The 20400-nt window shown below is 73.9% G+C and carries 15 protein-coding genes; 6 read left to right on the top strand and 9 right to left on the bottom strand.

Annotation, left to right across the window (positions count from 1 at the left end):
• Positions 1-73: 73 nt before the first annotated feature.
• From whiA to uvrC, 4 genes are all read right to left on the bottom strand, one after another.
• Complete coding sequence (gene whiA / locus FKD65_RS43190; RefSeq protein WP_141585998.1) at positions 74-1051, bottom strand: DNA-binding protein WhiA; 978 nt, start codon at positions 1049-1051, stop codon at positions 74-76.
• 61 nt (positions 1052-1112) lie between these two features.
• Positions 1113-2081, bottom strand: a complete 969-nt coding sequence (gene yvcK / locus FKD65_RS43185) for a uridine diphosphate-N-acetylglucosamine-binding protein YvcK (protein WP_141585996.1) — start codon at positions 2079-2081, stop codon at positions 1113-1115.
• A 52-nt stretch (positions 2082-2133) separates the two neighbouring features.
• Entirely contained in the window at positions 2134-3012 is an 879-nt protein-coding gene (gene rapZ / locus FKD65_RS43180) for an RNase adapter RapZ (RefSeq protein ID WP_141585994.1), read from the bottom strand.
• On the bottom strand, positions 3009-5000 hold the full coding sequence (gene uvrC / locus FKD65_RS43175) for an excinuclease ABC subunit UvrC (RefSeq protein WP_141585992.1): 1992 nt from the start codon (positions 4998-5000) through the stop codon (positions 3009-3011). The genes rapZ and uvrC overlap by 4 nt, the downstream gene beginning before the upstream one ends.
• Before the next feature lie 172 nt (positions 5001-5172).
• Here uvrC and FKD65_RS43170 point away from each other — a divergent pair, with 172 nt between their 5' ends.
• A complete protein-coding gene (locus tag FKD65_RS43170; protein WP_240809882.1) occupies positions 5173-6363 on the top strand; it encodes a mechanosensitive ion channel family protein in 1191 nt (396 codons plus the stop codon).
• 78 nt (positions 6364-6441) lie between these two features.
• Here the strand turns inward: FKD65_RS43170 and FKD65_RS43165 are convergent, their stop codons facing one another.
• Complete coding sequence (locus FKD65_RS43165) at positions 6442-6885, bottom strand: Rieske (2Fe-2S) protein (RefSeq protein ID WP_141585990.1); 444 nt, start codon at positions 6883-6885, stop codon at positions 6442-6444.
• Between the two features lie 54 nt (positions 6886-6939).
• A complete protein-coding gene (gene uvrA, locus FKD65_RS43160) occupies positions 6940-9777 on the bottom strand; it encodes an excinuclease ABC subunit UvrA (RefSeq protein WP_141585988.1) in 2838 nt (945 codons plus the stop codon).
• 312 nt (positions 9778-10089) lie between these two features.
• Here uvrA and FKD65_RS43155 point away from each other — a divergent pair, with 312 nt between their 5' ends.
• Positions 10090-10854 (top strand): maleylpyruvate isomerase family mycothiol-dependent enzyme, encoded by a 765-nt coding sequence (locus FKD65_RS43155; RefSeq protein ID WP_240809881.1) that lies wholly within the window; start codon positions 10090-10092, stop codon positions 10852-10854.
• A gap of 4 nt (positions 10855-10858) precedes the next feature.
• Here FKD65_RS43155 and FKD65_RS43150 read toward each other — a convergent pair whose 3' ends face one another.
• The gene (locus tag FKD65_RS43150; protein ID WP_141585984.1) at positions 10859-11557 is read right to left on the bottom strand and encodes a Crp/Fnr family transcriptional regulator; all 699 of its coding nucleotides are present in this window, start codon (positions 11555-11557) and stop codon (positions 10859-10861) included.
• 147 nt (positions 11558-11704) lie between these two features.
• Entirely contained in the window at positions 11705-15520 is a 3816-nt protein-coding gene (locus tag FKD65_RS43145) for a tetratricopeptide repeat protein (protein WP_141585982.1), read from the bottom strand.
• Between the two features lie 281 nt (positions 15521-15801).
• Here FKD65_RS43145 and FKD65_RS43140 point away from each other — a divergent pair, with 281 nt between their 5' ends.
• Positions 15802-16467: an MBL fold metallo-hydrolase gene (locus tag FKD65_RS43140; RefSeq protein ID WP_141585980.1), complete on the top strand. Its 666-nt coding sequence runs from the start codon at positions 15802-15804 to the stop codon at positions 16465-16467.
• Positions 16468-16609: 142 nt separating this feature from the next.
• On the top strand, positions 16610-17143 hold the full coding sequence (locus tag FKD65_RS43135) for a GTPase domain-containing protein (RefSeq protein ID WP_240809880.1): 534 nt from the start codon (positions 16610-16612) through the stop codon (positions 17141-17143).
• Here FKD65_RS43135 and FKD65_RS46465 read toward each other — a convergent pair.
• Entirely contained in the window at positions 17136-18497 is a 1362-nt protein-coding gene (locus FKD65_RS46465) for a hypothetical protein (protein WP_205718483.1), read from the bottom strand. The two genes, FKD65_RS43135 and FKD65_RS46465, sit on opposite strands and share 8 nt — an antisense overlap.
• 158 nt (positions 18498-18655) lie before the next feature.
• Here FKD65_RS46465 and FKD65_RS43125 point away from each other — a divergent pair, with 158 nt between their 5' ends.
• Together FKD65_RS43125 and FKD65_RS43120 are read left to right on the top strand one after the other, a co-directional pair.
• Positions 18656-19741: an S-(hydroxymethyl)mycothiol dehydrogenase gene (locus FKD65_RS43125; protein ID WP_141585978.1), complete on the top strand. Its 1086-nt coding sequence runs from the start codon at positions 18656-18658 to the stop codon at positions 19739-19741.
• Positions 19738-20370 carry an MBL fold metallo-hydrolase gene (locus tag FKD65_RS43120; protein ID WP_240810417.1) on the top strand — a complete coding sequence of 211 codons (633 nt, stop codon included), beginning with the start codon at positions 19738-19740 and terminating at the stop codon, positions 20368-20370. The genes FKD65_RS43125 and FKD65_RS43120 overlap by 4 nt, the downstream gene beginning before the upstream one ends.
• Positions 20371-20400 lie beyond the last annotated feature (30 nt).

Raw genomic sequence — 20400 nt, 5'->3', positions numbered from 1 at the left:
CAACAACCCGCACCGTGGCGGGAGGATCGCCCGGCTCGTAACGGGGGGTTCCAGGGGGGTCGCTCCCCCTGGGTCAACCGAGCATGTCGGCCGTCAGATTCGCCTCCGTGCCCGGGACGCCCTGGTCGCCGGCGCGCTTGTCGGCCATGGCCAGGAGGCGGCGGATGCGGCCGGCGATGGCGTCCTTGGTGAGGGGCGGGTCGGCGAGCTGGCCGAGTTCCTCCAGGGACGCCTGCTTGTGCTCCAGGCGGAGGCGCCCGGCGTTGACGAGGTGCTCGGGGGCGTCGTCGCCGAGGATCTCCAGGGCGCGGGCGACGCGGGCGCCGGCGGCGACGGCGGCGCGGGCGGAGCGGCGCAGGTTGGCGTCGTCGAAGTTGGCGAGCCGGTTGGCGGTGGCGCGGACCTCGCGGCGCATCCGGCGCTCCTCCCAGGCGAGGACGCTGTCGTGGGCGCCGAGCCGGGTGAGCAGCGCGCTGATCGCGTCGCCGTCGCGGACGACGACGCGGTCGACGCCGCGGACCTCGCGGGCCTTGGCGTGGATCTTCAGGCGGCGGGCGGCGCCGACGAGGGCGAGGGCGGCCTCGGGGCCGGGGCAGGTCACCTCCATCGACATGGAGCGGCCGGGCTCGGTGAGGGAGCCGTGCGCGAGGAACGCGCCGCGCCAGGCCGACTCGGCGTCGCAGGCGGCGCCCGAGACGACGTGCCGGGGCAGCCCCCGGACGGGCCGGCCGTTGTTGTCGATGAGGCCGGTCTGCCGGGCGAGGGACTCGCCGTCGCGGAAGACGCGGACGACGTAGCGGTTGCCCTTGCGCAGGCCGCTCGGCGCGAGCACGACGACCTCGGAGGTGTGCCCGAAGACCTCCGCGATGTCCTTGATCAGCCGCCGGGCCGCCACGCCGGTGTCGATCTCGGCCTCGATCACGATGCGGCCGCTGACCAGGTGCAGGCCGCCCGCGAACCGCAGCAGCGTCGAGACCTCGGCCTTGCGGCAGCACGGCTTCAGCACCGTGAGCCTGCTCAGCTCGTCCTTGACCACACCGGTCATCGCCATCTGATGAACCCTCCCCCTATCGGACTTCCAGCAGTGTGGCCGATCCCGGCCGCACCGGTCGTCAGTCGGTGAATATCTGTACGAAGGCTTGGGCCAGACGGGCGGGTTCATGACGCGGCGAGCCGTCGTCGGCGGCGACCTCGGCGAGCACGAGGCGTCCGCCGAGGTCCTGGACGGCCTTGTCGAGGGCGTCCGGGTCGTCCACCACACCGCGGTCGGCGAGGACGACGTCCACGCGCAGGTCGGGCGCGTGCGCCTGCAGGACCTCCAGGTGGGTCTGCGGAGAGAAGTCGTCGGTCTCTCCCGGCTGCTGCGCGAGGTTCAGCGCGACGACGCGGCGGGCGCGGGACGTCGTGAGGGCGCGGGCCAGCGCGGGCACCTTCAGGTGCGGCAGGACGCTGGTGAACCAGGAGCCGGGGCCGAAGACGATCCAGTCGGCGTCCTCGACGGCGGCGAGGGTCTCCGGGCAGGCGGGCGGGTCGGCCGGGACGAGCGAGACCCCGAGCACGCCGCCGGGCGTCCTGGCGCACGCCACCTGGCCCTTGACGTGGGTGATCTCGTCGGGTCTGGCCGGGTCGGCGCCGCGTACCTCGGCGACGATGTCCATCGGGACGGCGGCCATCGGCAGCACGCGGCCGTGCGCGCCGAGCAGCCGGCCGACCCAGTCGAGCCCGGCGACGGTGGAGCCGGGGGAGGCGCCGTCGCCGCCGAGCAGCTCCCACAGCGCGACGATGAGCAGGTTGCCGACGGCGTGGCCCTGGAGGTCGCCCTCGCTGCGGAAGCGGTGCTGGACGACGTCGCGCCAGGTCTGCCCCCATTCGTCGTCTCCGCAGAGGGCGGCGAGCGCCATCCGCAGGTCGCCGGGCGGCAGCACGCCGAGTTCGCGGCGCAGCCGTCCGCTGGAGCCGCCGTCGTCGGCGACGGTGACGATCGCGGTCAGCCGGTCGGTGACGCGGCGCAGCGCCGACAGCGACGCGTAGAGGCCGTGGCCCCCGCCGAGCGCGACGACCTTCGGGCCGAGGGGCTTCACCGTGCCGTTTCTCTCCTCGTCCGAGACCCCCGCCGGGTCCCGGCGCGGGCCGTCATTCGCGGCCGAGGTCACGATGGGCGACCTGCACCTCGATGCCCTCGTCCCGCAGCCGGGCGGCGATCTGTTCCGCCATGGCAACACTACGGTGTTTTCCACCGGTACATCCCACGGCGAGCGTCACGTAGTGCTTGCCCTCGCGTTCATACCCGTCGGCGAGGAGCCGCAGCACCTCGGAGTAGGCGTCCAGGAACTCCTTGGCGCCGCGCTGCCCGAGGACGTAGTCGCGGACGGCGGCGTCGCGCCCCGTCTTCGGACGCAGGTCGGGCACCCAGTGCGGGTTCGGCAGGAACCGGCAGTCGACGACGAGGTCGGCGTCGACGGGCAGGCCGTACTTGTAGCCGAACGACACGACGGTCGCGCGCAGGCTGGACTCGCCGCTGTCGGTGCCGAAGAAGCCGATGATCTTGTTGCGCAGCTCGTGCACGTTCAGGCCGCTGGTGTCGATCACCAGGTCGGCCTCGGCGCGGACCTCGCGGACCAGCTCGCGCTCGCGGGCGATGCCGTCCACCAGGCGGCCGTCGCCCTGCAGCGGGTGGGGGCGGCGGACGCTCTCGAACCGGCGCACGAGGTCGGCGTCGCCGGCCTCCAGGAACACCACCCGCGGGTGGACGCCGCGGGCCTCCAGCTCGGCGATCGAGGAGTGCAGGTCGTCGGTGAACGCGCGGCTGCGGACGTCCACCACGACGGCGATGCGCGGCACCGCGTCCTTCACCCGGCCGCCGAGGTCGGCCATCGTGGCCAGCAGCCCGGGCGGCAGGTTGTCGACCACGAACCAGTCGAGGTCCTCCAGCGACTTGGCCGCGGTGCTGCGGCCCGCCCCGGACATGCCGGTGACGATGACGATGTCCGGAATCTTGGTATCGCTGGTCATTCCCGTCTCCCCCTGTGCTCCCCGCCGTCCCCGCCGGGTCCCTCGCCCGCGCCGCCCGCCGGGGCGGCGCCGCCGTGCAGCGCCGCGACGATGCTCTCGGCGCTGCGCATGCCGATGCCCGGGACCTCGGCGACCTGCGCGGGCGTCGCGTCCTTCAGCCGCTTCAGCGAACCGAAGTGTTTCAGCAGCGCCGCGCGGCGCGCCGGGCCCAGACCCGGAACGTTATCGAGTTCGCTGACCGTCATGGACCTGGACCGCCGCTGCCGGTGGAAGGTGATGGCGAAGCGGTGCGCCTCGTCACGGACCCGCTGGACGAGGAACATCCCCTCGCTGTTGCGCGGCAGGATCACCGGGTCGGCCTCGCCGGGGAGCCAGAGCTCCTCCAGCCGCTTGGCGATCCCGCACACCGCGATGTCGTCGACGCCGAGCTCGTCGAGGGCGCGCTGCGCGGCGGCGACCTGCGGCGGGCCCCCGTCGACGAGGACCAGGTTGGGCGGGTAGGCGAACTTGCGGGGGCGGCCCGTCTCGGGGTCGATCGGCTGGTGCGCGCCGTCCTCCTCCGGGTCGCCGAGGGCGTCGAGCTCGCCGGTCTTCTCGCTCTCGGCGAGGTACCGCTTGAACCTGCGGGTGATGACCTCGTGGATGGAGCGGACGTCGTCCTGGCCCTCCACGGCCTTGATCGTGAACCGGCGGTACTCGCTCTTCCTGGCCAGGCCGTCCTCGAACACCACCATCGACGCGACCACGTCGGTGCCCTGAAGGTTGGACACGTCGTAGCACTCGATCCGCAGGGGCGCGTCGTCGAGCTCCAGGGCCTCCTGGATCTCCTGGAGGGCGCGGCTGCGGGTGGTGAGGTCGGACGCGCGGCGCGTCTTGTGCTGCTTGAGCGCCTCGTGGGCGTTGCGCGCGACCGTCTCCAGCAGGGCGCGCTTGTCGCCGCGCTGCGGGACGCGCAGCCGGACGGGCCCGCCGCGCTGCTCGGCCAGCAGCTCGGCCATGGCGTCCTCCTCGGGGGGCAGGGCCGGGACGCAGACCTCGCGCGGCACCGACTCGCTCTCCCCGTAGATCTGGATGAGGAAGTGCTCGACCAGGTCGGCGGTGGTGACGTCCTCGACCTTGTCGACGACCCAGCCCCGCTGCCCGCGGATGCGGCCGCCGCGCACGTAGAACACCTGGACGGCCGCCTCCAGCTCGTCCTCGGCGAAGGCGATCATGTCGCAGTCGGTGCGGTCGGGGAGCACGACCGCCTGCTTCTCGAGGGCGCGCTCCAGGGCGCGGATGTCGTCGCGGAGCCGGGCGGCGCGCTCGTACTCCTGGGAGCCCGCCGCCTCGCGCATGTCGCGTTCGAGCCGCCTGGTGAACCGGCTGGTGTTGCCGGCCATGAAGTCGCAGAAGTCCTCGGCGAGCAGGCGGTGCTCGGCGGGCGAGACGCGGCCGACGCACGGCGCCGAGCACTTGCCGATGTAGCCGAGCAGGCAGGGGCGGTCGAGCTGGTGCTGCCGCTTGAACACCCCGGCGCTGCACGTCCGGACGGGGAACACGCGCAGCAGCTGGTCGACCGTCTCTCGGATCGCCCACGCGTGGGAGTACGGCCCGAAGTAGCGAACACCCTTGCGCTTCGCGCCCCGCATCACCATCACCCTCGGGAAGTCCTCGTTCAGGGTGACGGCGAGATAGGGATAGGACTTGTCGTCGCGGTAGCGGACATTGAACCGGGGGTCGAACTCCTTGATCCAGGAGTACTCCAGCTGGAGGGCCTCGACCTCGGTGCCGACGACCGTCCAGTCGACCCGGGCGGCGGTGCTCACCATCGTCTGCGTGCGGGGGTGCAGGGCGGAGAAGTCGGCGAAGTAGGAGTTCAAGCGCGAGCGCAGGTTCTTCGCCTTGCCCACGTAGATGACCCGGCCGTGCTCGTCGCGGAACCGGTACACCCCCGGGGATTCCGGGATGGAGCCGGGTGCGGGTCGGTAGGTCGCCGGATCTGCCACGTTCAGAAGCCTAATGGGCGGCACCGACACGCCGTGTCCCCGCGGGCCGGACCCGCCCGGCAGGGCCGCGGAGGGTGACGTAGATCTCTCCCGCTCACCCGGATGTTCGCAAAACGACCGGAAAGGGAGGTTCAAACGGTTACCCGGATCCGAGAAGGGGGTCGTCGCGCAGGTGTCCGCACTCTGGGCATGGATCGTCCTGGCCGCCGTCGTCGGCACGTCCGTCATCGTCGTGGAGGGGGGACGCCGGCTCATCGCCGACCGGTTCGCGCACCGCTGGCCGGGCGCCGGCCGGGTCGCCCGGCGGTGCACCGCGCCCGCCTTCGCGTTCGCGGTGGTGGTGAGCTCCGGCGCCGCGATGCCGTACCAGTTCATCGGCGGGCACGCCGAGGACGCGGTCCGGCACGCGATGCGCATCGCGGCGATCGGCGCCTCCACGTGGCTGGTGCTGCGGATCGCCTACGCGCTGAGCGACCCGCCGCTGGCGCGGCTGATGCGCGTCGAGGGCGACCGCAACCGTCGGGCCAGGCGGGCCCGCACGCAGATGCTGCTGCTGCGCCGCATCGCGGCGGTGATCATCGTGGTGCTCGCCGTCGGCGCGGCGCTGTTCACCTTCCCCGCCGTGCGCGCGGTCGGCGCCGGGGTGCTGGCCTCCGCGGGCGTCGCGGGCCTGGTGGTGGGCATCGCCGCCCGGCCGACCCTCGGAAACCTGCTGGCCGGGCTCCAGCTGGCGTTCAGCGACGCGCTGCGCCTGGACGACGTCGTCGTCACCGAGGGCATCTGGGGCCGGGTGGAGGAGCTGACGCTGTCCTATGTCGTCCTGCAGCTCTGGGACGACCGGCGCATGATCTTCCCGGTGTCGCACTTCACCGAGCAGCCGTTCGAGAACTGGACCCGGCACTCCAGCCGCCTGCTCGGCTCGGTCGAGCTCCACGTGGACTGGGCGGTCCCCGTCGAGGAGCTGCGCGCCGAGCTGTACTCGGCGCTGAAGGAGAACCCGCTGTGGGACCGGCGGGAGTGGATGCTGCAGGTGGTGGACGTGCAGCCGAGCGGCCTCGTCACGGTCCGCGCCCTGATGAGCGCCGCCGACTCGGCGAGCACCTGGGACCTGCGCTGCGACGTGCGCGAGCACCTGGTCTCCTACATCCGCGACCGCCATCCCGAGGCCCTCCCCCGCCTCCGCATCGGCCCCGAGGCGGTCGTGGACGGCGCCCAGCCGGTGGTGGACGGCGCCGGCACCGCGGCGGGCGAGCGGGGATCGGCCGCGGAGGAGCAGGTCGCGGAGGGGCGGCACGCGGACGGCGCGAGGGCCGTCCCCCGCGAGGACGGCCCGGTGCACGCGAAGTCGCTCAGGCGGGCGTGACGCCGCTCAGGCGGGCGTGACGCCGCTCAGGCGGGCATGACGCCGCTCAGGCGGGCGCGGCCCCTCCCGTACCGCTGATCAGGTGACGACGATGCCGTCGCCCTTGGCCTGCACGGGGTACTCCTGGAGCGGCTTCTTCGCGGGGCCCTTCTGCACCGACCCGTCGGCGATCCTGAACTCGCTGCCGTGGCAGTGGCACTTGATCAGCCCGTTCGACACCCCGCCGACCGTGCAGCCCTGGTGGGTGCACACCGCCGTGAACGCCTTGAAGGCGCCGGGGCTCGGCTGGGTCACCACGACCTGCTCGCTCCCGTTGACCTTGCCGCCGCCGACCGGGACGTCGGCCGCCTTCGCGACCTCCTTGCCCCTGAGGTCATCGACGGACTTCGCCCCGCCGCCACCGGACCCGCACCCGGCGAGCGCCGCGGCGCCGACGGCCCCGGCCCCGCACAGCACCGCGCGCCGGCCGATTACTCCGCCCTCAGGGGCCTCGGCGGCCCCGGGCGTCACTTCGTCTGCCATGCCTCCATCTTGGTGGACGGGCCGGACCGCCTCGCACCGGCCCGCCCCCGGCGGCTATTCGAGGATCTTCTTGAGGAACTGGCCGGTGTGGCTGGCCTCGACCTCGGCGACCTCCTCGGGGGTGCCCGTCGCGACGACGGTGCCGCCGCGGGAGCCGCCCTCGGGGCCCATGTCGATGATCCAGTCGGCGGTCTTGATGACATCGAGGTTGTGCTCGATGACGATGACCGTGTTGCCCTTGTCGACCAGGCCGTTCAGCACCCCGAGGAGCTTGCGGATGTCCTCGAAGTGCAGGCCGGTCGTCGGCTCGTCGAGCACGTAGACGGTGCGGCCGGTGGAGCGCTTCTGGAGCTCGGAGGCCAGCTTGACGCGCTGCGCCTCGCCACCGGACAGGGTCGGGGCGGGCTGGCCGAGCCGGACGTAGCCGAGGCCGACGTCGTTCAGCGTCTTCAGGTGCCGGTGGATCGCCGTGATCGGCTCGAAGAACTCGGTGGCCTGCTCGATCGGCATGTCGAGCACCTCGGAGATCGTCTTGCCCTTGTAGTGGACCTCCAGGGTCTCCCGGTTGTAGCGGGCGCCGTGGCAGACCTCGCACGGGACGTAGACGTCCGGCAGGAAGTTCATCTCGATCTTGATGGTGCCGTCGCCGGAGCAGTTCTCGCAGCGGCCGCCCTTGACGTTGAAGGAGAACCGGCCGGGCTGGTAGCCGCGCACCTTCGCCTCGGTGGTCTGCGCGAACAGCTTGCGGATGTGGTCGAACACGCCGGTGTAGGTCGCCGGGTTGGACCGCGGGGTGCGGCCGATCGGCGACTGGTCGACGTGGACGACCTTGTCGAGCTGGTCGACGCCGTTCACCCGCTTGTGCTTGCCGGGGACGGTCTTCGCCCCGTTCAGCTTCTTCGCCAGCGAGTTGTAGAGGATGTCGTTGACCAGCGTCGACTTGCCGGATCCCGAGACACCGGTCACGGCGGTGAGGACGCCGAGCGGGAACGCGACGTCGACGCCGCGGAGGTTGTTCTGCTGCGCGCCCTTGACCGTCACCTCGCGGCCCTTGGTGCGGGGCCGCCGGATCTGCGGGACGGCGATCTCGCGGCGCCCGTCCAGGTAGGCGCCCGTCAGGGAGCGCTCGGACTTCCTCAGGTCCTCGACGGTGCCGGAGACGACGATCTCGCCGCCGTGCTCGCCCGCGCGCGGGCCGATGTCGACGATCCAGTCGGCGGCGGCGATGGTGTCCTCGTCGTGCTCGACGACGATCAGGGTGTTGCCCATGTCGCGCAGCCGGAGCAGCGTCTCCAGCAGGCGGTGGTTGTCGCGCTGGTGCAGGCCGATGGACGGCTCGTCCAGGACGTACAGGACGCCGACCAGGCCGGAGCCGATCTGGGTCGCCAGCCGGATGCGCTGCGCCTCGCCGCCGGCGAGCGTCGCCGACGCCCGGTCGAGCGTGAGGTAGTCGAGCCCGACGTCCAGCAGGAAGCCGAGCCGGGCGTTGATCTCCTTGAGGACGCGTTCGGCGATGTGCCGCTCGCGCTCGTTCAGCTCGAGCGCGAGCAGGAACTTCGCGGCCTCGCCGATCGGCATCGCGGCGACCTCGGCGATCGACATCCCGCCCATGGTGACCGAGAGCACGACGGGCTTGAGCCTGGCCCCCTCGCACGTCGGGCAGGGGATCTCCCGCATGTAGCCCTCGAAGCGCTCCCGGCTGGAGTCGCTCTCGGACTCGGCGTGGCGCCGCTGGATGTAGGGGACCACGCCCTCGTAGGCCGTGTAGTACGACCTCGTGCGGCCGTAGCGGTTCTTGTAGCGGACGTGGACCTGCGTCTCGTGCCCGTTCAGGATCGCCTTGCGCGCCTTGGCGGGCAGCCTGTCCCAAGGGGTGTTCAGGTCGAAGCCCATGGCGTCGCCAAGGGCCGACAGCAGCCGCAGGAAGTAGTCGCTGACGTGGCCGCTGGACCACGGCTGGATCGCGCCCTCGCCCAGCGACAGCTCACCGTCCGGGACGACGAGTTCGGGGTCGACCTCCATGCGCGTGCCGAGGCCGGTGCAGTCGGGGCAGGCGCCGTACGGCGAGTTGAACGAGAACGACCGCGGCTCCAGCTCCTCGAACGACAGGTCGTCGTAGGGGCAGTAGAGATGCTCGGAGTACATCCGGGTGCGGTGCTCGTCGTCCTCGGGGAGGTCGACGAAGTCGAGGACGATCGTGCCGCCCGCCAGGCCGAGCGCCGTCTCCACCGAGTCGGCGAGCCGCTGCCGGGCCGAGTCCTTCACCGAGAGCCGGTCGACCACGACGGAGATGTCGTGCTTCTCCTGCTTCTTCAGCTTGGGCGGCTCGTCGAGGCGGACCATCTGCCCGTCGACCAGCGCCCGGGAGTAGCCCTTGGACTGGAGCTCGCGGAACAGCTCCAGGTACTCGCCCTTGCGGCCGCGGATCACCGGCGCCAGCACCTGGAACCGGGCGCCCTGCTCCAGCTCCAGCACCCGGTCGACGATCTGCTGCGGCGCCTGCCGGCTGATCGGCCGCCCGCACTCGGGGCAGTGCGGGTGCCCGATCCGCGCGTAGAGCAGGCGCAGGTAGTCGTAGACCTCGGTGATGGTCCCGACCGTGGACCGGGGGTTCTTGCTGGTGGACTTCTGGTCGATCGAGACCGCGGGCGAGAGCCCCTCGATGAAGTCGACGTCGGGCTTGTCCATCTGGCCGAGGAACTGCCGGGCGTAGGCCGACAGCGACTCCACGTACCGGCGCTGCCCCTCGGCGAAGATCGTGTCGAAGGCCAGGCTGGACTTCCCGGAACCCGACAGACCGGTGAACACGATCATGGCGTCCCGCGGGAGGTCGAGCGAGACGTCCTTCAGGTTGTGCTCGCGTGCTCCACGCACGATGAGTCGGTCATGCACGGCGTTCTTCCGGTTCCTCTTCTGGGCGCGGCGATATGCGGATGCGGCTCGGTATCAAGGCTAGCCACGGGGTGCGACAGGCTCCCCCGAGTCCTCAACAGCGGCGCGCGCCGCTGCATTTCATGACGCTACCCGGCCGTCCGAGCGGTACGGACGGGACCATCGCACCGTACACGTGTTCGAACGGCCCCCGCCACCGGAACCCCACGGGAACCACCGCGCCCCCGACCACCGGGATCTTCATGATCACCCGTCTGGCGCGGGCCGGGCCGGTGCGACAGGATGGAGGGTCCTTTTCGCCGAGGAGGGTCCATGGACTGGCGCGACGTGATCGACGAGGTGGACGCGGGCGTGGAGCGCCTCGCGGGGACGCTCGAGCGGCTGAGCGACGACGCCCTTCGCGGCGCGTCGGCGCTGCCGGGGTGGAGCCGCGGGCATGTGGCGACGCACGTCGCGCGCAACGCCGACTCACTGTGGAACCTGCTCGAAGGGGCGCGCACGGGGACGGAGATCCCGCAGTACCCCAGCCTGGAGCGGCGCAACGCCGACGTCGCCGCGGGCGCGGGACGCGGCCGGGAGGAGCTCGCCGCCGACGTCCGGGCGACCCAGGAGCGGTTCTCCGAGCAGGCCAGGTCGCTGCCCGAGAGCGCCTGGAGCGTGCCGGTCCGGGCGATGATGGGCTGGCCCCATCCGGCCTGGTACACGGTGTTCCGCCGCTGGAACGAGGTGGAGGCCCACCACGTCGACCTCGCCGCCGGGTACGGCCCCGCCGACTGGCCAGAACCCTACGTCCGCTGGTCCGCGGCGGCCACGCTGGCGGACCTGGCGGCGCTCACGGGCGGGTCCCTCGGCGAGCTGGCCGGGCTCCGGATCACCGCGACCGACTCCGGGGAGACGGCCGATCTCGGCTGGAGGCCCGGTAGCCCGGAGGCGTCCGGCTCCGCGCGGGCGCTGCTGGGCTGGCTGAGCGGCCGGTCGGACGGCGCGGGCGTGCACGTCCGCCCGGACGGGCCGCTCCCGGTGCCGCCGCCCTGGCCCCACGAGCCGTCGGGGTTCCCGGAGGAGCCGGGGCTCTGAGGGACTAGGGGAGGTCGTCGCCGGCGAGCCGGTGCAGGGCGTCCGCCGAGCGGACGGCGATCGCGCTCCGGGCGAAGGTGACGCTGCCGCGCACGGGCTCGGCCGCGAGGATCTGCGCGACCTTGCGGCGGCCCATGCCGGCCCAGCGGCCGAGGTCCTGCTGGGTGACCGGCACCCGGACGAGGACGGCCTCCTCGGTCACGCCGTCGGGGCGCTCCCGCTTGCCCGGGGAGCCGAACCTCGCCGCCAGGCGCAGGATGCGGCCGGCGAGGCGCCGCTCGGGGTCGTCGGGGAAGTGCGCGACGCGCAGCTCGTTGGCGTCCCGGAGCCGCTCGGCGAGGACGGCGGCGACGGCCCACACCGAGCCGGGCTCGGCGTCCAGCACGCCGCGGAAGCGCGCGGCGGGCAGCACGAGGGCGTCGACCCGTGTCATGGCCTCGGCGTTGGCGTGCCGGACGCCGCCGTCCACCGCCTCCAGCTCCCCCACGAGGTCGCCCGGCCCGAGGACGTCGAGGATCGCGATGTCACCCTCCCGGTCCACCCACACCTTCACCGCCCCGGAGCGCAGGACGAAGACCTGGGAGGCGCGGGTGTGCTCGCGCGTCAGGAACGCGCCTGGTCTGATCACCACCGGGGCGCCCGCCCGCCGCAGCGCCTCGCGGGCGCGGGGGCTCAGCGCGTCCCAGAAGCGGGTGGTGTGCATCTCGCCTCCTCACCGGCCCCGGTTCCGGCCGGGCCGCTCCCCTCCATGACCGGGTGCCTCGCGGTCCAGTGAACGCGGCCCCGCGCGCCCCGACCACGTCGTTCGTCACATGTCGAGCGATGTCCGCGACATCTCCGGGGTCGTGCGTCACATGTCGAGGGACCTTTCGGAGGCGAGGAGGCCGTCGAGGGCGCGGACGCGCCGCCCGCAGTCCGCGGCCGCGGCGGGGTCGCCCAGGGCGAACCGGGAGTCGCGCAGCAGTTCCAGCGCCCGCCGCAGCCCCCGCTGGTCGCCGGTGTCGCGGCGGATCGCGATCTCGGCGGTGACGTGCTCCACCGCGCGGTCGTGCGCGCCGACCAGCTGGGACGCGCGCGCCATGCTGTGCAGCGCGTGGGCCTGCTCGCGGGTGGCGCCGAGCTCGGCGGCGAGGTCGAGGGCGCGCCGTCCGGCCGTCAGGGCCTCGCCGGCGCGGCCGAGGTCGAGGTGGATGGCGGCGAGGTGGACCAGGCCGACGGCCTCGCTGTGCCGGTCGCCGACCTCCCCGAGGATCCGCAGCGCCTCCACCTCCCGCTCCAGGGCCTCCTCGGGGCGGCCGGCGCGGCGCAGCACGGCGGCGAGGGTGTCCATGCCGACGCCGAGGCCGTACCAGTCGCCGCCGGCCTCGCGGATGCCGAGGGCCTGCCGCGCGGCGCGCTCGGCGTCCTCGGCGAGGCCGAGCCGCGAGTACGTGCGGGCCAGGCTGCCGAGCGTCCCCGCCATCGCGCTCCGCGCGCCGAGCCGGTGCCACAGGTCCAGCGCCTCCAGCCCGAGGACGAACGCCTCCTGGTGGCGTCCGAGGCGCCGCATCACCACCGAGAGGTGCTCCAGGTCGTGGGCCTCGCCGTGCTGGTCGCCGATCTCCCGGCGGATCTCCAGGGCGCGCAGGAGGTGCTCGCGCGCCTCGCGGTACCGTCCGAGGCGCCAGTGGACGATCCCGATCTGAGCGAGCGTCTCGGCCTCGCCGTGACGGTCGCTCGTGTCGCGGTGCAGCCGCAGCGCCTGCCCGCAGTAGGTGAACGCCTCGGCGAACCGCGTCGCCTCGCACATGAGCATGCCGAGGGTGGTCAGCGCGCGCGCCTCGCCGTGGCGGGCGCCCAGGGCGCGGTAGGTGCGCAGCGCCTGCTCGGCGTCCTGCTGCGCCAGGTCCCGCAGGCCGAGCGCGGCGTTCATCCGCGCCAGTTCCGTCAGCGCCTGCGCGGCACCGTGCATGTCCGCGAGCTCCTGCCGGATGGCGAGCGCCTCCAGGGCGTGCGAGACGGCGCCATGGACGTTCCCCCGGCGGCGGTGCACCTGGGCCACGGTGAGCAGGGTCTCGGCCACGCCCGGCTGATCCTCGGCCCGGCGGCGGACGCCGAGCGCCTCCGCGGCGTGTTCCAGGGCGGCCTCGTAGGCGCCGAGGCCCAGGTGCGCCCGGGCGAGGATGTCGTGGCCCTTGGCCGTGCCCGCGTCGTCTTGCAGCTCCCCGTGGATGGCGAGGGAGCGCCGGGCGTGGTCGATCGCCGTCGGGTAGCGGCCCAGCACCACGTGGACGTCGGCGAGGGTCGCGAGGGTCGCGGCCTCCCCGTAGCGGTCGGGCGGGTCGGCGGCCCGGAAGCCGCGCAGCGCGTCCTCCCCGTAACCGATGGCCTGGACGGAGTCGCCGATCCCGAAGTGCGCCATCGCCAGGTTGTGGAGGATGACGGCCGCGGCCGCCCAGTCCTCCTCGGTGCGGGCGGAGTGCAGGCCGGCCCGGTGGACGGCGACGGCGTCCTCGCTGTAGCGGCGGAACTCCTGGAAGTCGAACAGCGCGTCGGCGAGCTCCCAGCACGTCCGGTGCAGGCCGAGCCGGGCGGCCTGGTGCACCGCGGCGACCAGGTTGCGCCGCTCCGCCTCGAACCAGGCGAGCCCCGCGGCGCGCTCGGCGGCGGTGGAGGGGCGCCGGCGCCTCTCCCCCGGGTGCGCCCTCGGACGGGACCGCCGCGCGAGGGCCTCCCCCGCCGCGCGCGCCTCGGCGAGGTAGCCGGCGAGCAGCCGGCGCTGCGCCGCCTGGAGCTCGCCGTCGGAGTCCTCTCTCAGTCCCCTCTCGCGGGCGAAGTCGCGCAGCAGGTCGTGCATCCGGTAGCGGTCCGGCCCCACGTCGTGCACCAGGTAGGCCTGGCGGAGGCCCCCCAGGCATTCGCGCGCCTCCTCGACCGAGCCGTCCCGCAGGGCGGCGAGGGCGGTCGGCGTGAAGTCGGGTCCGGCGACGAGCCCGAGCCTGCGGAACGCCTCGCGCTGCCCGCGGCGCAGGCTCCGGTAGGCGACGTCGAACGTCGGGCTGAGGACGGCCAGCAGCGCCGTCCCGGACGAGCCGGGCGCCGCGCCGTCGCCCAGGCCCGCCCCCGCGAGGCCCGGCCCGTACGGCGCGGCGTCCTGCCCGTCCCGGGCCGCCAGCTCCCGGACGGTCCCGGCGATCGACTCGCCGGGGTTCTCGGCCAGCCGCCCGGCCATGACGCCGAGCGCGAGCGGCAGGTGGCCGCATTCGCGGGCGAGCCGCTCGACCGCCTTGTCCTCCTCCCGGAGGCGCGGGTCGCCCGGCCCGAGGACGTTGGAGATGAGGTCCACGGCCTCCTGCGTCGCCATCTCCCGCAGCTCCAGCGTCCGCACGTCGGCGCCTTCGAGCAGGGCGGGCAGCCGCCGCCGGCTCGTCACGACCACCAGCCCGGAGGCCATCGCCGCCAGCAGCGGCCTGATCTGCTCGGGGCGCGCCGCGTTGTCGAGGATCAGCAGCATCCGGCGGTCGCCGAGCAGCGACCGGCACTGCGCCGCCAGCTCCGCCTGCGTCCGCGGGACCTGGTCACCGGGCACGCCCGCCGCGCGCAGCACCTGCCCCATGGCCTCGGCCGGGGTGACGGGGTTGCGGGACGTGCCGCGCAGGTCGGTGAACAGGACGCCGTCCGGGAAGCGGTCAGCGACCCGGTGCGCCCAGTGCAGCGCGAGCGTGGTCTTGCCGACGCCCGCCATCCCCTGCACGACGACCGCGCGCGGCCACACCGACTGCCCGACCAGGAGGTCGAGCTTGCCCAGGCTGACCACCCGGCCCGCGAAGTAGGGGTCGTCGGCGGGGAGCCGCACGGCGGGCGGCCCGTCCGGCGCCTTCAGGCGCACCGGTTCGCGCGCCGCGATCCCGGCTCCCGCCTCCCCGGCCGGCGCGTCGCCGGGCGGCCGCTCCGGCTCCGCGGCCGGCCACTCCTCGCCCCAGGGGCTCGCGGCGCGGCGGAGCCGTTCCATGTCGAGGACGGTCAGCGGGCGGGCCCGCCGGTCGAGGATGCCCTTCGCCCGCCACGTCCGGAACCACCGGACGAGCGTCTCGCGGGAGATCCCCGCCCAGTTCGCCAGCTCCGCCTGGCTGAGCCGCAGGGGGATCCGAATCCCCTCGCCGGCGGCGGGCTCGCCGAACCGGTGCGCCAGCTCCAGCAGGTGGTAGGCGAGCCGCTGGGGGTGGTCGGCGGCCCGCACCGCGTGCCGGCGGCCGCCGTAGGTGACGCTCTCGGAGATCGCGTGCATCATCGCCTCGGCGACCGGGGGGCTCGCCGCCAGCAGGTCTCGGAACTTGCGGCGGTCCACGCGCAGCGCCGCCACGTGGTCCAGGGCGGCGACCGTGCCGCGCTGCGGATGCCCCCACGGGCCGAGGACGCCGACCAGGTCCCCCGCCCCGAACAGCTCGATGATCGACTCGTCGCCGTCGCTGGAGTCCACGAACTCCTTGGCCACCGCGTTGCTCGCGGCCCGCGGCGAGGCCTTGAACACCACGTAGACGGCCGGCGCGACCGTCCCCTGGTGGCACAGCATGCCCCCGGGCGGGATGTCGGTGCGCCGGCCCATGGCGCGCAGGGCCTGCCGGTCGCTGGGGGCGAGCCGCTCCCAGAAGCTGCCCGGCCGGACGCCCGGACCGTCGCCGATCATCCGGTCGCCCTCCCGCCATCGCCGGCGGCGCGCCCGGGGAGGTCCTCCGGCCGCTCCCTGCCCGGTCCGGGACGGAACGCGGTCACCGACGCCTCACCGCCCTTCGGGGGTCGAACCTGATCTTCCAGTTCCCATGGTGCGGGGAAGAGGAGGGAAATTCCGTCCGGCAGCGCACGGTTCGGCTGAGTCTGGTGACTCATTTCCGGCACGCGCCCGGGTCGCGGGTGATCGCGGCCCCCGATGATGGAAGATGGCCTTCGGACGATCTACGGGGAGGACCCATGACCTACACCGGCAACGTCGAGGCCGGGGGTCGCCCCGACGTCCGCGAGCTGCCCGGGCTGCGGGTGACGAAGGTGGCGGTCGGCCCGTACGACAACAACGCCTATCTCCTGCGGTGCACCGCGACCGGCGAGCAGCTGCTGATCGACGCGGCGAACGAGGCGTCCCGGCTGCTGGAGCTGATCGGCGACGGCCCCCTCGCGCGGATCGTCACCACGCACCGGCACGAGGACCACTGGATGGCGCTGAGCGAGGTGGCGCGCGCCACCGGCGCGCCCGTGGCCGCCCACCCGCGCGACGCCGGCCCCCTCCCCGAGCCGGTGGCCGAGCCCGTCGAGCACGGCGACACCGTCGCGGTGGGGCGGGCGTCGCTCGAGGTCATCCACCTGCGCGGCCACACGCCCGGCTCGATCGCGCTGCTGTACGACGCCGGCGGCGAGCTGGCCGACCGGCCGCACCTGTTCACCGGCGACAGCCTGTTCCCCGGCGGGGTCGGCAACACCTGGGGCGACCCGACGCGCTTCAGGCAGCTGCTCGCCGACGTGGAGGAGCGCGTCTTCGACCGCCTTCCCGACGCCACCTGGTTCTACCCGGGGCACGGCAAGGACTCCACCCTCGGCCGGGAGCGCCCCTCGCTCCCGGAGTGGCGCGCCCGCGGCTGGTGAGGCTCCCGGTCCGGCCCGGAACAAGCGGTGGGGGGTGTTCGTTTGCCCCAACACACTTCCGGCCCGAGCCCAGGAGTCGACCATCCCCCAACCCCACGAGGCGGACCCGGGTCCCGCGCTGCGCTACCCGGCGGGTTCCCTGGTGCTGGTCGCCGGCCTGCCCGGGGCCGGCAAGAGCACGCTGCTCAACCGCCTGTACGGGCTGCGCGGCGACGAGACGGCCCCGGTGCGCGCCGGGGACGTCCAGGTGATCGACTCACGCCAGTCCCGCAACTGGTGGGCGCGGTTCCTCGGGCCGCTGCCCGTCCGGCTGCGGACGCCGATCGTCCACGCCACCCACGTCTGGCGCATCGGCCGCGCTGTGCTCGCCGGGCACGGAGTCGTCGCCCACACCCGCGGCACCTGGCCGCACATCCTGCACTGCTTCGCCTGGCTGGCCCGCCGCCGCGGCGGGCGGCTGCACCTGATCCTCATCGACGTCGCGCCGGAGACCGCCCGCGCCGGCCAGTACGCCCGCGGCCGCGTCGTCACCTCGACCACGTTCGCCCGGCACTGCCGCCGCTGGCACCCGCTGATCGCCCGGGCCCGCAGCGGCGACCCGCTGCCGCCCGCCGCCGGCGTCACCGTCCTCGACCGCGACGCCGCCGACAGGCTGCGGGCCATCCACTTCAGCTGAGCCCGCCGAACCAGCGCACGATCCGGGCGGTCCCCGCGAGGTTGGAGCCGAGGTGGCGGGAGCCGCCGTAGAGCCGGTCGCCCACGTCGACGACGGGCACGCGGGCGCCGCGGTCCCGGAACCACGCGGCGCAGTGGTCGGTGTTGGCGGTGACCGCCTGCTCGTCACCGGCCATCTTGTAGAGGCGGACGGGGACGCGCGGCGTCCAGCCCTTGCAGACCTCCGCGTCCACGCGCAGAGCCTCGGCGAACGTGCCGGACGGGTGGCGCAGCAGCTCGAAGCCCCGCGGGGTGAGCAGGTCGCCGAGCTCGTCCGGCAGACCGCCGAGCATGACGTCGCCAGGCGTCGTGCCGTCGAAGTACTTCTCGACGCGGCTCGCGTAGGGCTCCTGGAAGACCTCCGAAGGCTCCTTGTAGATGCCCCCGTGGATCCGGTTCCAAGAGGTGAGCAGGTAGGAGGTGTAGGCGACCGACAGCTTCGGCGCGACGTCCCCGTTCAGCAGGGCGGGCAGTTCCGCGCCCTGGAAGTCGTAGGCGCCGCTGATCGGGGCCACCGCGCGGACCCGGAAGTACGGGTCGGCGCCGCCCTGGAGCGCCCGCGCCAGGCCGAGGGCGGACGAGGCGCCCTGCGAGAAGCCGGTGACGAAGACCCGGCCGTCCAGGACGCGGCCCGCGCGCGGCGCGAATTCCCGCGCGGCGCGGAGCATGTCGAGGGAGGCGCTCGTCTCGGACGGCACGTCCTTCCAGGGATGGACGCCGGGCCCCTCGCCCAGGCCCAGGTAGTCGGGGGCGACCGCCGCGAACCCGGCCGCCGCGTAGGTGACGGCCGCGCCGGGGCCCCACACGTCGTCCGCCATCGAGGGGGCGTCCGGCTTGTAGCTCGTGGTGCCGTGCGTGTAGGAGACGGTGGCGAGGCGGCGATCCCGGCTGCGGGGCAGGACGAGCAGGCCGCTGGCGGTCGTCGCGCGGCCCCGGGTGTCGACGGTCCGGTAGACGAGCCGGTAGGTGTCCACGCCGTGGCGGACGGACGCGGTGTCGAAGTCCTCGGACGCGAGCCATGTCCTGACCCGGTCGGCGGGCATGGCGGCGAGGCGGGTGGCGGAGACCAGCCGTCCGCGGGCCGTGCCCTGCTCGGCGGCGGAACCGGCCTGGTGACCGGCGGCCGGGCGCCCGAGCACGCCGGCCGACGCGGGCGCGACCCCGGCGGCCGTGATCGCGGCGGCGGCGAGCACCCCGGCGGTGACGCGGGTCGCGGTGCGTGCGCTGGAGGCGGTGCGCGCCCAATCGATGATGCACGCCCTGTCGATGACGCGTGTCCTGGAGGTGGTGCGTGTCCTGGAGGTGATGGGTGCCATGACGGCAGCCTCGTCCGCGGCCGCCCGGACCCGCATCGCGCGCGGAGGTGATCTCCCGCCCGCTACCTGAGAGGGGGTCCCGCCGGGCGGAACGGAAGCGGGAGGCGGGTGGGGCGTGGGTAGGGTCGGGGGAGGTCGAGACGACGAGAGGCGGCAGCATGGCGCAGCAGGTACGCGGGGTCGTCGCACCCGGCAAGGGACAGCCGGTGCGGATCGAGACGATCGTCGTTCCGGATCCGGGCCCCGGGGAGGCGGTCGTCCAGGTCCAGGCGTGCGGGGTCTGCCACACCGACCTCCACTACCGCGAGGGCGGGATCAACGACGAGTTCCCGTTCCTGATCGGGCACGAGGCCGCCGGGGTCGTCGAGTCGGTGGGCGAGGGGGTGACCGAGGTCGCGCCGGGCGACTTCGTGGTCCTCAACTGGCGCGCGGTGTGCGGCCAGTGCCGCGCCTGCACGCGGGGGCGCCCCTGGTACTGCTTCGACACGCACAACGCGAAGCAGAGGATGACCCTCGAGGACGGGACCGAGCTGTCGCCCGCGCTCGGCATCGGCGCGTTCGCCGACAAGACCCTCGTCGCGGCCGGGCAGTGCACGAGGGTCGACCCGGCGGCGCGGCCCGAGGTCGCCGGGCTGCTCGGGTGCGGCGTGATGGCCGGGCTCGGCGCGGCGATCAACACCGGCGGGGTCGGGCGCGGCGACTCGGTCGCGGTCATCGGCTGCGGCGGCGTCGGCGCGGCGGCCGTGCTCGGCGCCCGGCTGGCCGGCGCGGCGCGGATCATCGCCGTCGACCTGGACGAGCGCAAGCTCGCCACCGCCTCCTCGCTCGGCGCCACGCACACCGTCAACGGAGCGGAGAGGGACGTCGTCGCGACGGTGCAGGAGCTGACCGGGGGGTTCGGCGCGGACGTGGTCATCGACGCGGTCGGCCGCCCGGAGACCTACGAGCAGGCCTTCTACGCCCGCGACCTCGCCGGGACGGTGGTGCTGGTCGGGGTGCCGACCCCCGAGATGAGGCTGGAGCTGCCGCTGCTCGACGTGTTCGGGCGCGGCGGGTCGCTGAAGTCGTCGTGGTACGGCGACTGCCTGCCGTCCCGCGACTTCCCCATGCTCATCGACCTGTACCTGCAGGGGCGCCTGGACCTGGACGCCTTCGTCTCCGAGACGATCGAGCTGGACGGCGTCGAGGCCGCCTTCGAGAAGATGCACCGCGGCGACGTGCTGCGCTCGGTGGTGGTGCTCTGATGGCGGCCCGCATCGACCACGTCGTGACGTCCGGGACGTTCTCGCTGGACGGCGGCACCTGGGACGTCGACAACAACGTCTGGATCGTGGGCGACGACAGCGAGGCGGTCGTCATCGACGCGGCGCACGACGCCGAGGCGATCGCGGCGGCGGTCGGCGGCCGGCGGCTGGTGGCGATCGTGTCCACGCACGGGCACGACGACCACATCGACGCGGCGCCCGACCTGAGGGCCCGCACGGGCGCGCCGATCCTGCTCCACCCGGACGACCTGATGCTGTGGAAGCAGAGGCACCCTGACGCCTCACCCGACGGGGAACTGTCCGACGGGCAGGTGATCACCGTCGCGGGCACGGACCTGACCGTCCTGCACACGCCGGGCCACAGCCCCGGCGCGGTGTGCCTTCACGCGCCGGGCCTCGCGACGGTCTTCTCCGGAGACACCCTGTTCAGCGGCGGTCCGGGCGCCACCGGCCGGTCGTTCTCCGACTTCCCGACGATCATCGCCTCGATCCGGGAGCGGCTGCTGACGCTCCCCCCGGAGACGACCGTGCGCACCGGCCACGGCGACTCCACCACCATCGCGGCGGAGGCCCCGCATCTGGAGGAATGGATGGCCCGGGGCCACTGACCGGGATAGGGTCCCCGGTGGCGGGCGGTC

The sequence above is a fragment of the Actinomadura sp. WMMA1423 genome, assembly GCF_006547145.1.
GTDB lineage: Bacteria > Actinomycetota > Actinomycetes > Streptosporangiales > Streptosporangiaceae > Spirillospora.
This window is presented reverse-complemented; position numbering and strand designations above follow the sequence as displayed.